13 protein-coding genes are annotated in these 13,246 nt (G+C 54.1%); 5 read left to right on the top strand and 8 right to left on the bottom strand.

Annotated features, from left to right (window positions below; genetic code table 11):
- Positions 1–793: 793 nt before the first annotated feature.
- From RDQ42_RS09040 to RDQ42_RS09030, 3 genes are all read right to left on the bottom strand, one after another.
- Positions 794–2,158, bottom strand: coding sequence for an amidohydrolase (locus RDQ42_RS09040; protein WP_204211311.1), 1,365 nt, complete (start codon positions 2,156–2,158; stop codon positions 794–796).
- Positions 2,159–2,411: 253 nt separating this feature from the next.
- Positions 2,412–3,446 (bottom strand): DUF4397 domain-containing protein, encoded by a 1,035-nt coding sequence (locus RDQ42_RS09035; protein WP_054332348.1) that lies wholly within the window; start codon positions 3,444–3,446, stop codon positions 2,412–2,414.
- Positions 3,447–3,843: 397 nt separating this feature from the next.
- Positions 3,844–4,020: a YdeI/OmpD-associated family protein gene (locus RDQ42_RS09030; protein ID WP_143117225.1), complete on the bottom strand. Its 177-nt coding sequence runs from the start codon at positions 4,018–4,020 to the stop codon at positions 3,844–3,846.
- A gap of 77 nt (positions 4,021–4,097) precedes the next feature.
- Here RDQ42_RS09030 and RDQ42_RS09025 point away from each other — a divergent pair, with 77 nt between their 5' ends.
- The gene (locus tag RDQ42_RS09025) at positions 4,098–4,865 is read left to right on the top strand and encodes a GH25 family lysozyme (protein ID WP_054332349.1); all 768 of its coding nucleotides are present in this window, start codon (positions 4,098–4,100) and stop codon (positions 4,863–4,865) included.
- A gap of 200 nt (positions 4,866–5,065) precedes the next feature.
- Here RDQ42_RS09025 and RDQ42_RS09020 read toward each other — a convergent pair whose 3' ends face one another.
- The 5 genes from RDQ42_RS09020 to RDQ42_RS09000 form a co-directional block, all read right to left on the bottom strand.
- Positions 5,066–5,566 carry a GNAT family N-acetyltransferase gene (locus tag RDQ42_RS09020; RefSeq protein ID WP_308588571.1) on the bottom strand — a complete coding sequence of 167 codons (501 nt, stop codon included), beginning with the start codon at positions 5,564–5,566 and terminating at the stop codon, positions 5,066–5,068.
- 156 nt (positions 5,567–5,722) lie between these two features.
- Positions 5,723–6,064, bottom strand: a complete 342-nt coding sequence (locus RDQ42_RS09015; protein WP_054332351.1) for a sporulation initiation factor Spo0A C-terminal domain-containing protein — start codon at positions 6,062–6,064, stop codon at positions 5,723–5,725.
- Positions 6,065–6,283: 219 nt separating this feature from the next.
- A complete protein-coding gene (locus tag RDQ42_RS09010) occupies positions 6,284–6,907 on the bottom strand; it encodes an undecaprenyl diphosphate synthase family protein (RefSeq protein ID WP_083386481.1) in 624 nt (207 codons plus the stop codon).
- A gap of 202 nt (positions 6,908–7,109) precedes the next feature.
- The gene (locus RDQ42_RS09005) at positions 7,110–8,498 is read right to left on the bottom strand and encodes an amidohydrolase (RefSeq protein WP_071428238.1); all 1,389 of its coding nucleotides are present in this window, start codon (positions 8,496–8,498) and stop codon (positions 7,110–7,112) included.
- A 347-nt stretch (positions 8,499–8,845) separates the two neighbouring features.
- Positions 8,846–9,208, bottom strand: a complete 363-nt coding sequence (locus RDQ42_RS09000) for a hypothetical protein (protein ID WP_054332359.1) — start codon at positions 9,206–9,208, stop codon at positions 8,846–8,848.
- 143 nt (positions 9,209–9,351) lie between these two features.
- Here RDQ42_RS09000 and RDQ42_RS08995 point away from each other — a divergent pair, with 143 nt between their 5' ends.
- The 4 genes from RDQ42_RS08995 to RDQ42_RS08980 all read left to right on the top strand — a co-directional run bounded on the left by RDQ42_RS08995 (position 9,352) and on the right by RDQ42_RS08980 (position 13,151).
- Positions 9,352–9,717 carry a helix-turn-helix domain-containing protein gene (locus RDQ42_RS08995; RefSeq protein ID WP_054332360.1) on the top strand — a complete coding sequence of 122 codons (366 nt, stop codon included), beginning with the start codon at positions 9,352–9,354 and terminating at the stop codon, positions 9,715–9,717.
- Between the two features lie 137 nt (positions 9,718–9,854).
- Positions 9,855–11,132: a DNA polymerase IV gene (dinB, locus tag RDQ42_RS08990; protein WP_341484280.1), complete on the top strand. Its 1,278-nt coding sequence runs from the start codon at positions 9,855–9,857 to the stop codon at positions 11,130–11,132.
- Positions 11,132–11,383, top strand: coding sequence for a hypothetical protein (locus RDQ42_RS08985; RefSeq protein WP_054332361.1), 252 nt, complete (start codon positions 11,132–11,134; stop codon positions 11,381–11,383). Before dinB ends, RDQ42_RS08985 begins: the two co-directional genes overlap by 1 nt.
- 391 nt (positions 11,384–11,774) lie before the next feature.
- Positions 11,775–13,151 (top strand): VWA domain-containing protein, encoded by a 1,377-nt coding sequence (locus tag RDQ42_RS08980; RefSeq protein ID WP_054332362.1) that lies wholly within the window; start codon positions 11,775–11,777, stop codon positions 13,149–13,151.
- The last annotated feature ends 95 nt before the right edge of the window (positions 13,152–13,246 follow it).

Raw genomic sequence — 13,246 nt, 5'->3', positions numbered from 1 at the left:
GGATAAATTGCACGCTTGCGCGTCCTTGACGGCTTTCCCTGTCTTTGCTGTCGGGCAGCCAAGAGAGCGCAATCGGATAAACCGCTTACGCTCTCTATCCAGTATGGAATGTTATGCGATAAAGAGTGCTTCTCGCTTGATTTAAACGGCATTACAGCGGAGATAAGGGCAGGAGTAAGGGTTTTATATTCCCACCCTTAAAAATAAGGTTCTACTGCGTAACATAACAAACGATATTTTTATATTGCCGTTTCTGTTCCATTCCTTTCCATTCCGGCGGCTCTGCCGCTTTGCCTTGCCCCAAAGGAGAGGGATTAGGGAAAGGATAGGAAGGGAATGGATATTTAATTAAATCCGTATTTGGTATTTCTTTAGTTATTTATATCTTTATTTAATTGCGTTGGATTTTCCAACGTAGGTTTTTCCAATGTTGGATAATCCAATGTAGGCTTTTCCAACATAGGAAAATCCAAGATAGGCGGTCTATGCTCCCTCGGATAATTACCACAGATTTGTTACGCAGTAGAAAGGCGTTTTTGAGAAAAAAGGTATAAAACCCTTGCCACGCGGAAAAAGCACCCGCAAAGCCGCTTATATCAAGGGTTTTTCAACCCCTATTGCGTAACAAGGAGCATGAAAAAAGCGGGCAAGAAACACTTCATTTCTTACTCGCTCTTTTCTGCACCCTGTATGGCAGCTACCCTATTTCAATTTATTGGTTGATACTGTTTTATGAGTAGCTACCAAAGGCGCAGCTCATTTTTAAAGAAAGACAAATGAAAGAGAGACAAAGTTAATCGATGTCATCCAGCCAGCAGTGGTAGGGAGCTCTGCCTTCCAGGTTCTTGCGGTGCTCTTCCCAAGCTTTTTCGATGATTTCGGGGTGGTGCAACAGGTCGTAGGCGTTCTGAGCCAGGACTTTGCCGCTGTAAATTTGTGCTTTGTGGCCGATGGACATGCCGGTGCAGGCGGTTGTGCTCCAGTGGTGAGAGGGGCAGCCGGTCAAGCGGCAATGGCCAAAAAACTGGACGGTGGGGATGATGTAGCTGACATCCCCCACGTCGGTGGAACCGCCGCCGCTGGTGATGGTTCCGGTGGGAGGAGCAATGGTGGTGGGAAGCAGGTCGTGATCGGCCTCCTTGCCGGTGGCATTGCGGTAGACCTCTTTGGCGAAGTTTATCTCATCTTCGGTGTAGGTGATTTCCGGAATCTTGATCGCGGAGTCGTACATAGCCTGGTTGAGGGTGAAGTTGGGCATAGTGTCATAAGCTGCGGCTTTCTGCTCAAAAATGACCTCGGTTTCGGTCATCATAGCGGCGCCTTCGGCGATCTTGCGCACCCGTGCTACCACGTCGCGGCAGGTCTCAGCGGACTGGGCGCGGACAAAGTAGTTCAGAGAAGCAAAATCCGGAACAATATTGGGAGCGGTGCCGGAGGCCAGGTAGATGTAGTGCATCCGGACGTCGCTGGTCACATGCTCCCGCAGGTACTGTACACCCACATTCATCAATTCGGCAGCGTCCAGGGCAGAGCGGCCGTTGTGGGGATCGCCGCCGGCATGGGCAGTGCGGCCCTTAAAGCTGATGATCATATTGGTGCAGGCGTTCATGCGGATTTCAACGGCTTTGGGAGCGCCGCCCATGGGGTGCCAGGCCAGGCAGACGTCAATGCCGTCGAACAGATGGTTGTGAATCATGTGGACCTTGCCTTCAAAGGTCTCCTCAGCAGGGCAACCCAGGTAAACAATGGTGCCTTTGAGGCCCTCTGCCTCCATAGTTTCCTTCAGAGCGCAAGCGGCGGCTCCGCAGCCGGCAGCCATCAGGTTGTGGCCGCAGCCATGGCCGGGGCCAGGCTTGGGGGAAGGATAGGGAACAGCTTCCTGCCCCAGGCCGGGCAGGGCGTCCAATTCACCGATGATGCCGATGACCGGTTTGCCACTTCCCCATTTGGCGATGACACAGTTGGGTTCATCACCCTTCATTGCGGCATCCAGCTCCTGGACCTCAAACCCGTATTTGCGCATAAACGCAGCGGTGGCTTTGGCGGCGTAATGCTCCTGCATACCCACTTCGGGATGAGCCCAGATATCGTCGGATAAAGCGTTGACTTCATCGGTGTGGAGCTCATACCATTTTTCGATATTTTTGTTCATTTCCATGTGGATCCCCTCCTTGGTTTGGTTGATTGCACGGTTCTTGGATGGTTTCAGTATATCTTTTTTGGCCAAAAATAAATAGCGATATTTTAAATAAAAATTGCTCGAAAACTTTAGCATCCAAGGGGCTTTTGCGTGGAAATTTCCGAAGAACATATAAAATATTACTAGTTTTGAAAAAGTCAATAGGGGAAATCCCGGTATTTTGACAAAAAAGAGGACCCAGCATGTGCTGGGCCCTCGGTTGGGGAAAGGGTTACTGCCGGTCCTCCACGATGATGGTCTGTAGTTCGTTGGGAGAGGTGCCATACCCCAGAATGTATACGGTATACATGGCGTTGGCTCGGACATTGACGTAGAAAGAGAGAAGCGGCTCGGCCCGCATCATTACTGAGCTGGTGTCGGTGTTCAAGGTCTCGATGTCCTCCATGCGGGGGGTGGGGCGCAGGCTGGTCTCGGCCAGATAGAAGTCATACTCGCCAGGGCGGATGCGCTTGAAGGAGGTGACCTCTTTGAACCGCACGTCACTGTAGACTACCCGGCCGTCGTAGAGGATGACATCCAACGGGTTGCTGTAATACGCCAGGTTGGCAACCCGGAAGCAGGAGTAACCATAGGGCCGGTTGTTGCAGGGGGTATCGCTGATCTGCATCAAATCAATGCCGCCTGCGGAGGGGATGATGGCCATGGTGATGGTGTCACCCGCGTGGAACGGAACGGTTTTGCGTAACAGGACATAGCCGTTGGGTTGGGCGATGGTCACAGTTCGGAAGCCGTCGGACACATTGCCATAATTGGTCAGAGAGCCAAAGGAGAGGCCGGAAGCCACCTGCAGGCCGCTGACGATGACCACCAGGGAACGATAACTATTGACTGCGTTGAGGAACCGGACTTTGCTGTACCCGTTGGTGTTGCCCTCTTGGCAGAAGAAGCAGGGCACATTGGGCAGTGGGTACACCGGGAAGATGGGCCAGTTGGGCCGGTTGGGCCGGTTAGGGCGGCTGGGCTGGCTGGGGCCGGGGTACACCGGACCGCCTTCGCCGGGGTCGGGAAGAGGGATCACTGGGATACCAGCGGAGCCATCCTCATTGCCGGGGAAAACCGGGCCCCCCTCTTCAAAGTCGGGCAGGGGGATCACCGGGATACCGGCGGAACCATCGTTGTTCCCATTTTCAGAGGCGACAGGGCCGCCTTCCTGAAAGTCCGGCAGGGGGACTACTGGGGTGCCGGTGCGGCCGCTCATCCCGTTGGACATGGAGCTGTTGGTCTGCTGAATGTTTTCATTGTTCATAAGCAGGATGTTCCTTTCTTAAGTAACGTCACTGCCAGTATATTGTGTGGAGGGGGAAAGAGTGAATCTGGTGGATTGAAAAACGGGCAAATGGTGTCGATTTTACCCTCCGAACTCTGATATTACAGTCAAATTCCATCCCGAAAGCCCTCGAACACTGGCGGAAAAACCTCCAGAAGAGGGAAGTCCCCCAGGGGGACAAGGGCTTCCCCGGTTTTGGCCGGGCAGGGGAAACCCGCTGAATCTTTTGAAACCCAAGACCAGGAGATCACATATCTTCAAAATCCATGAAAAAAGCCGCCCCGTTGGGACGGCTTGGCGGCTTGCCAGGGAGAAGGAACCTTTTCCCTGGACTTGACATAAACTGCCTCGGGGGATGGTGCACCAAGGGGCAGATTCAGCACCCGGGCTCCAAGCGCTTGACCAGGGAACGCATCTCCTGGCGGGATTGAACCTGGTGGGCCTCTCGGAGGAGTTGCTGCTGCTCCCCTTGGGGCAGGTTGGAAAAAGCCTCCATTGCCTTGGGGTGCTGGGCCAGCGCCATGGCGAAGCCCAATGGGAGTTCATCCATCATTTTTGATCACCTCAAAAATAGTGTTGACTAAAATGGACCATCTTTCCCTGTAAAAAATTTACAAGGAGCAAACGACTATGACCGAAGGAATTGACATTTCCATTTACAATGCCCGCCAAGGGGCCATCGACTGGCAGGAGGTGCGCCAAGCGGGAAAAGAATTTGTGATGATCCGGGCTGGGTGGGCCAACTACGCCGGCCAGATTTATGAGGATTCCACCTTGCAGGAATCGGTGGAGGGCGCGTCCCAAGCGGGGCTGCAGGTGGGCCTCTACCTCTATGATTACTGCGCAGATGATGCAGCCCACCGCACCGCCGCCAAAAATCTGGTGGAGATCGCCGGGCGGTTCCAGGGCAAATTGACCATGCCCCTGGCCCTGGATGTGGAGGAGACTTCTCTCCCGGTGCTGACCGATCAGGGAAAAACTGGCTTGACCAATGGCGTTATCGCCTTCTGTGACGAGCTCCAGCGGGCGAAATATTATGCCATGTGGTACAGCTATACGGCGTTTATCCAACAGCACTTGGAGCGGGACCGCCTGCGCCCCTACGACCTGTGGCTGGCGGATTACCGTGCCACCCCGTGGAATACCCCTCACGGGATGCTGCAATATAAGGGCGGCGGCCAGTGCCCCGGTGTCCAGGGGCCCTGCGACCTGGATCGGGCGTATAAGGATTACCCAGCCATCCTCAAATCTGCGGGGCTCAATCACCTAGAGGAGGAAAACGTGGATTACAAAGCGCTGTATCTGGAGTCTCAGCAGAAACTGAAGGAAGTTGAGGCGGAATATGACGGCCTCAAACAGAAGGTGGACCAGTTTGTATCCTCTTTAAATGAGGCGTAGCGGGTCTCTAAAAAGGATGGATCCCGCAGTGCAGGGGAAGTGGGCTTGGGATTTCCCGCTTTCCCTAATTGAGGAGAATCCGCCGTGATAAATAGCCAGAGAGAAAAAACCGGGAAACGGGACTGTCAAGATCATTCTTGCAGTAAATAAAAGGGCATCCGGGCAAAGCGGCCCGGATGCCCTTTTTGCGGAAGGGGGGATCACAGAATTTTTTCAAAGGCGATGCGCTCTCCATCATCGCTGTAGATGATGCCGCAGCGGGCAAAGCCGTGTTTTTCCAGCAGACGCTGCATGGAGAGGTTTTTGCGGTGGGTGTCCACCTTGATGGAGGTTACCCCTCGCTGCTGGCACTGGGCTTCTGCTTCGGCAATCATCCGGCCGGAGAGGCCCTGGCCCTTCAGGGCATCGTCTACGCAGATGCGGTGGATGACGGCGCAGGGGGCGTCGCTGAGCCAGTTCCCCTCATAGATGACCTCATAGTTCTTCTCCGGGCGGAAGGAGATTACAGTGGTGCCCACCACCTGTCCATCCTTCAGCAGCACATAGCTCTCCCCTGCGGCAATGTCCTGTGCTATGACCTCTCCGTTGGGATAGCCGTTCTGCCACTGGTCAATCCCCTGGGATTTTAAATAGGCCTGGGCTTGGCGGACAATCCCCATCACCGCTGGGATATCCTCTTGCTGGGTAGGGCGAAACAACATGGAAAAAATCCTCCTTTTTGTCGCTGGGATCCGGTTTTCCCCTCGGAAAAGAGGGAAGATACTCCCATCATAGTATATCTTAGGGGGATTGTAAAGCGGGATTCCCCATGGTGCAGCCAGCCCCCGATGGTTGGGGGCTAACCTGGGCGTCCCTCGTCAGGAGGTGATTCCATTCCTATCGTTCAGATAAGTGGCCAAAAAGTAAATGACCTCCCCGGGAGAGGGTTTGCCGGCCAACTGCCGCCCGGCGATTTCTTCCAGCACATCACGGTCGCCGTTGAGCCAAATATCCTGCACCGCCCGGGCGATGGATCGGGTCACCGTTTCGTGGCTGACGGCAAATCGGTCTGCCACCAGGGGGTATAAGGTGGTGGTAAGCCGGCGGAAGGGGTAGGGGGACAGTTCCCTTGCCAGGTCTACAGCATGGGCCAGATACCGGTAGCCGCTGTTGGTAATATGGCCTGCAATGCGGTGCAGCAGTCGTTCCGATTGGGTCATGAGGATTCCTCTCCTTGCTTATTGTAGTAGTTTCAGAATACCTTATGGCCGGGGAACTTGGGGGGATATGGTCAAAACCAGTCCACATTAGATTGAGGTGGTTAGGGAAAGAAACAATATCCCACCCATCGAAACGAGTCCAGCGAACGATAAAATAGAGCCGAAAGAAAAAAATTGCCCCAGCAGGCTTTATCTCCTGCTAGGGCATTGGGGAAGATATCATCCTCCGCGGGTGACGTCCTGATGGGCATACCACTCCAAAGCGTTTAGAAAATCGCTGTCGGTGTACTCAGGCCACAGGTGGTCTTCCACATAGAAATCTGCATAGACTGACTGGATTGGCAGAAACCCGGAGAGCCGCCGCATGCCGCCCCACCGGATGATCAGGTCGATCCGGGAGATATCCCGGGAATAGGGATATCCGTCCTGTTGGATGTGGGATAAATCCCACTGCCAACCGTAGTTGACCAAAAAGTTCACCCGGATGCCGCCGCCGTGGATCGGGGTGCGCCTGGTGTAAGGGAGAAGCTCCTGGGGGAAAAACCGGGAACGGCTGTCCCCCATAACCAAGAGGTCAGCTCCCTCCTGGGACAAAAGGTCCACCGCTTCCACACAGGCCCGCTGAAACGCTTGGAACTGTTCCGGTGGGCGTTGGCAGTTGTCTTTGGTGAACCCGTAATAGGTAATCTCCTGGATGCCGTTCTCCTTGGCCAGTTGCAATAGGCGCTTCCCAGGGCCCAGGCCATATTCGTATCCATCTTTTTTGTTCATCCCATGGGCGGCAGCCCAACGGCGGTTCCCGTCGGGTATGATCCCGATATGTTTTACTATATGCTTGCTAATTCCGCATCACCTCCCCAGTAGTCTGCCCAAAAAAAGGGGGAGAAACACAGGAGTGACGCCAAGAATGCTTCCCAACAGGATCTAAAACTTAGGCGAGATACCAGGCTTGTGGCATGCCTGCCTCCACAGGCTGATATAAAGCTTTGGGGCGGAGGAAAAGGGGCCGGAATACCCGGCCCCTTTTGGATGGTATGTATGCAGTTTACGGGACCAACATGTCGGAGGTGATGGGGCATTTATATTTTTTGCCCGCCATCGCCTTGTCAAACTCCGCTTTGGCATCTTCCCGGATTTTGGGGTCTGTCAAGACTTTCAGGCCGATGAGAGCCATGGTCTTGGCAGCGTAAATGGTGCCCTTCACACCGATCTCTGCGCCGGCGCAGGCGGCGGTCTGCCAACTGTGACCTGTGCAGCCAATGGCCATACAAGTGGTGGTAAAGGTTGTACAAGGACAGATATGTTGGACGTCGCCCACATCGCTGGAACCGCCACCACCAGATGTGGGTTTAGGCTCCTGGACTTCGTCTAAAAAGACGGTTCCATCCGGCAAACCGAAACTTGTCAAAGCTTTTTCATACGTTGCAGGCATCGCGCGATTGATGGCATCGCCGAATTTAAGATCTTCTTCACTCCAAGGCTCCCGAGGAGCTTCCCGCAGGCAGTCCAGAGCTAATTTGGCCAAAGTGGAGTTGTTCAAAAAGTTATAACAACCGCCCAGGTATTCGATTTCTACCTCAGTTTCAGTCATCATGGCCGCGCCTTTGGCGATCTTGCAAAGGCGCTCATAAGTATCTTCCACCGCCTCGCGGGAGAGGGCGCGGATAAAGTAGTAGGAGGAAGCTCTGTCGGGGACGATATTGGGTGCAGTTCCCCCTTCGGTGATGATATAGTGGATGCGCACATCGCTGGTCACATGTTCCCGCAGATACTGGGTGCCCACGTTCATCAGTTCAACCGCATCCAAGGCGGAGCGGCCGTTGTGGGGGTCGCCGCCGGCGTGGGCAGTCCTGCCTTTGAAGTGGAACTTGACAGAGTCCAAGGCATTGGAGACGCCGCCATTCATAGGTGCCACATTTGTCTTTCCAGGATGGAAGCCGATGGCGATATCCAAGTCGTCAAAAGCACCGCCCCGGGCCATGAAGCATTTGCCGGTGAGGACCTCTTCCGCAGGACAGCCAAAATAGATGATCGTGCCGGGCAGCTTTTTCTCCTCCATCTCCGCTTTCAGGCCGAGGACGCCGCCCAATGTGGCAGCGCCCAGCAGGTTATGGCCGCAACCGTGGCCATAGGGTTGCCCTTCAATGGGCTTTTTCTCTGCTGCCAGTTCCTGGCTCAAGCCGGGCAGCGCGTCGTATTCCGCCAGAAAGCCGATGGTGGGGTGGCCGGAACCATAGGTGGCTTTGATAGCAGTGGGGACGCCAGCGGTGCCGACTTCAACGGAAAAGCCGGCGTTTGTCAGCGCGTCGGCCATCCACTCGCAGGCCTTGAATTCGCGGTATGGGCCCTCCGGGTTTGCCCAGATATCCAGGGCGACTTTTTTGATGAGGGCGCGGTTGTCATCAATGGCTTTGTATGCAGTTTGACCAAGCATGTTGTTTTCCTCCCTGATTTGTGATGTTCTATGTCTGCCCACAGCTGTGTGGGATCATTTCGTTGCCATAATTCTATTATATCGGGGATTTCTCGAAAAAACAACAAATATTTTCAACATAATTAGAAATGTTTTAGATTAAATAACGGTTGGAGAAAAACAGATTTGGCCGTCCCTGGAAAGGCGGCATTGTAAACGGAAGGAAAAGAACGCATTCCCTCGGTTATTCCATCTGGTGGAGTGGCAGCACAGTTTGGTGGCCAGCTGCCCAGGATTCTAAAAAGGGGACAAAAAAGGGCATCCATCCCATTGGATGGATGCCCCGGTGTCTTCAGGCACAGATTGTTTTACTGGAGCAGGTCGCCTTTCTTTTCCAGGATTTCTGCCACTGCCACACAGGCCGGGCAGTCGCAGTACTTCGCCCCTGCGGCTTTGATCTCCTTGGCGTGAGCCGCCACCTGGCCGGCAGCTTCCGCTCCCCCGAATACCTTGGCGCCGGCTTCCGATTCTGCAAAGCCGATCAGGTTGTCAATGGGCATGATATCCGCTTCCAATTCAGCGATGTATTTTTGGGTTTGGGCAGCCTCCCGGTCAGTTCCGATGGAATCCAGCCAAGCTTGGGCCGACGCTTTGGTCTCAGCGCTGCAAGTGGGCGCGGCCATCAGTTCACGGGTTTTTTCTACAACATAGTTGACAGTCTCTCTGCTCATCGTTGTCATTCCTTTCCATCTTTGGTTCGGGTTGATTTCTTATAGTATCTTTATTATACTTGATCTGTATAAGGAATCAAGTACGCAAATATTTAATACCTAGTATCTTTTTCTATACCAGCAGTTTTGGGAGGGATGGAACCATGGACGAAACTTTGACATACGACGAGTTCCGGGAAAAGGTGAGCAGTATCATTCTCACTCCCGGCGGGAACTGCCCGGTAACCCCGGTGGTGCAGATGCTGCAAGGAAAGTGGAAGCTACAGATTATCTATGACCTTTGTATCAAAGAGCCCCTGCGGTTCGGCGAGCTGAAGAAAAGGTTGGATGGAATCACAAACACGACCCTTTCCAATGCGCTGCGGGAGCTGGAAGAGGACGGGTTAGTCCATCGGGAACAGTTCAATGAAATTCCGCCCCATGTGGAATACTCCCTGACGGAAAAGGGCAGGGATCTGCTCCCCATCTTTTACGCCATCGCCAAATGGGGGCTGAAATACATCTTTTAAAATTTAGCGTGTTATAGCCGGAAAAGGTTCCGGTGCCCCGGCAGGGAATCCGAAAAAATCGAGGAAAACCGACAAAACTTTCCATTGCTATCTCGATCAAATGTTCGTATAATAGGAGTAGAAAACATTTGTTTGAGGTGAGAGGTTTGGAACGGATCATTTTGCACAGCGACCTCAATTGTTTTTACGCATCGGTGGAGATGTTATACCATCCAGAGTACCGGGATAAACCCATGGCGGTGTCGGGGGACCCGGATCAGCGCCATGGCATCATCCTGACCGCCAATTACCTGGCCAAGGCCCGAGGGGTACGCACCGGGGAGGCCATCTGGCAGGCCCGGCAGAAATGCCCAAGCCTGGTGACGGTGCCGCCGGATTACAGCCGGTACCTGCGGTTTTCCCAGATGGCCCGGAAAATCTATGGGGATTATACCGACCAGATCGAACCCTTTGGCATCGATGAAGCTTGGCTGGACGTCACCGCCACTCCTGGGGTGGGGGACGGGAAAGCTCTTGCGGATGAAATCCGGGGGAGGATTTGGCGGGAATTGGGGATCACCGCAAGCATTGGGGTGTCCTTCAACAAGGTGTTTGCCAAGATTGGCAGCGATTACAAAAAGCCGGATGCCACCACCCTCATCACCCGGGAGAATTACCGGGAGATCGTCTGGCCCCTGCCAGTGGGGGACCTCTTGTATGTGGGGCCGGCCACCCGGGCCAAATTGGAGGGCAAGGGGATTTACACCATCGGGGCGTTGGCTCAGACCCCGCCGGAGCGGTTGAGCAGCTGGCTGGGCAAATGGGGCCGGATGCTGTGGGTGTTTGCGGGTGGGTTAGATCATTCCCCGGTAACCCGGATGGGGGAGGAAGCGGCCATCCAGTCGGTGGGAAACTCCTGCACCACGCCCCGGGATTTGGAGAGCGACGAGGATGTGCGGATGACCTTGTACATCCTCTCGGACAGCGTGGCCGCCAGGCTGCGGGAACAGGGGCTGCGGGGCCGGACAGTCAGCCTGTCCATTCGGGACAACATGCTGGCCTCCTTCACCCGGCAAAAAAAGTTGCCAGATCCCACCTGCCTCACGGAGGAAATTGCCGGGGAAGCTTTTGCCCTCTTTCAGAAGAACTACCGGTGGGAGCGGGGAATCCGTTCTATTGGGGTATCCGTGTCGGATCTGAGCAGCCGCAGTGAGCCCCTCCAGCTGGATTTGTTGGGGAAACAACTCCGCCGGGAGGAGCGGGAAGCCTTGGAGGATGCCATGGATCACCTGCGTCGGCGATATGGGAACCAATGTGTCCGGCGGGGCGTGACCCTATCCGACGCTCAGTTTGCCGGGATGGACCCCAAAAGGGAGCACGTTATCCACCCGGTGGGATTTATCCCGGCGGGGGGTAAGGTGGGAGGTGGCTTTTAATGCGAAAAGTGTTTGTGGATGTGTTAGCCCGCCACGATGCCCAGGGGCAGACAACTCCCTTGCTGGTGGTGTGGGAAGATGGCCGGAAATTTGAGATCGACCGGGTGCTGGATATCCGTCCAGCTGCCAGCCGAAAAGTGGGCGGGGCGGGAATCCGGTATTTGGTGCGGATCGGCCGCCATGAGACTGTCCTCTTTGAAGAGGAGGGCCGCTGGTTTGTAGAGGGGAAGGATGCCCCGGAGAGGGAATGATAGAAAAGAAAGGCCCGTCTAGGCGATATCACCTAGACGGGCCTTTTCACCGTCAAAATGGGTGTGGCGCACAACAGCAAAAATACAAGACGGTTTCTAAACTTCTCCAGTTGGTTTGCCGCGGAGGAAGGGGCCAACCGTAGACGCCGTGAGCCAAAGGCCCCCAAGGGTGAAACCGGACTTGGGCGAGATGGGGGATTTTGCAATTTTTTCTTTCTATCGTTTTGTGGATGAGCGATAGAAAAAGATGCCATTGAGGTGCAAAAGTCATGGAGATTGAAATAACCCTACCAATAAACTGGTGGGAGACAATCCTCAATTTTTCGCCAAATTTCCCCAATAGCATAGTATACAGTGAACCGAATCCGGTTCGGAAAGGAGTCCATGAATCATGGGCGTTACAAATTCCAATAAGCAGATTAGCACCCAATATATTGAGTGCGACGGCACTTTTGAAGTCCTTCTTGCTTTGACAGCAGCACCCGATATTGTATCTCATCCAACAGATATTGTGCTGATCCTCGACCGCTCCGGCAGCATGGCGGGAAGCCCTTTGGCCAACTTAAAAAGTGGGGCGAAAAAGTTTATTGACATCATCGAAGAAGCTACGGACGGCACCCCAGACGGCATGATTGGTTCTGGCAGCCGAATTGGTATAGTCAGTTTTGCCTCTACGGCAACTCAGAACACCCAGCTTATCACCTCGGTAGCGGATTTGAAAAATGCGATAGACAGTTTGTCCGCCGGCGGGAACACCAACCATGCAGATGCATTTACCAAGGCTACGGAGATGTTCGACCCTGCATCGGGCAATGCCAAGGTCATGGTGATGTTCACCGACGGCCAAACCACGACCGGCGGTGACCCCAGCCCCGTAGCGGCTGCTGCCCGGGCACAAGGCATAATCATTTACTGCATCGGTTTGATCGGGTCCGATGGGATTGACGTCTCAGTCTTAAACGATTGGGCGACCGATCCAGACGCCTCCCATGTGGCGGTGACCCCCGACGATGCAGAGCTGGAAGACCTGTTTGAAGATCTTGCGGCCAATATCACCAAACCCGGTGCCACCAACATTGTTATCAATGAAACGGTGTCCTCCGATTTCCGCATTCTCAGCCTTATGGCCCCAACAAAAGGCTCTGCTAATTTGACAGGGCCTACCACCATCCGTTGGACAATCGACGAACTGGGGGTATCCGCCAGCGAAGGTGCGACTTTGGAGTTCACGGTACAGCATGTTGGCCAGGATTCCGGAATTAAGACCGTCAACGCCTCTATTGAGTATACAGATACGGAGGGCAATGTTGTAACCTTCCCTTCCCCCACAATTGAAGTGGAGTGTGGGAGGGTGGTCATCCCGGAGGCATGCCCGATCCCAGTGGACGTCACCATCGGGGGCTGTGAAGATTCCGTTGTCATTGATGCAGGGGATTCTTATTTGGAATCCCAAGGTAGGATCTTACAGCTGGATGTCAATTTAAAGAATGTTTGCCCCAACAAGAGGGTGGCGTTGGCAGTACTGCTCACCGAAGTGGATGCCAACGGCGATGAACACTCCCGGGGCATGAAAACCTTCACCATTCCTGCACACACAGCGCCCACTTGCCGCGATGTTTTGGTGCGCTGCATCAAATTTGTTTTGCCTGAGGATTTGGATGTCTCTGGAGGCACTCCCCTGGCGATGTGCAATCCCCGCAATTTAAAAGTGCGTTTTATCGCCCACAACATCGATTCGGATTTCCAGTGCTGTGAATTGGTACTGTAAGAAGAACAGAAGGCTATGTCAAAGAGCCCGAGATGTTCTCTCTAAAAAGAAGGCTACTAGGTTTGTAGAGAGTAAGGATGCTGCGGGACGGGAAT

Origin of the sequence: uncultured Merdimmobilis sp. (assembly GCF_902471145.1) — a bacterium.
GTDB classification, from domain to species: Bacteria; Bacillota; Clostridia; order Oscillospirales; family Ruminococcaceae; genus Merdimmobilis; species Merdimmobilis hominis.
Note: the sequence above shows the minus strand (reverse complement) of the source record. Positions and strands in the feature narration are given on the sequence as shown.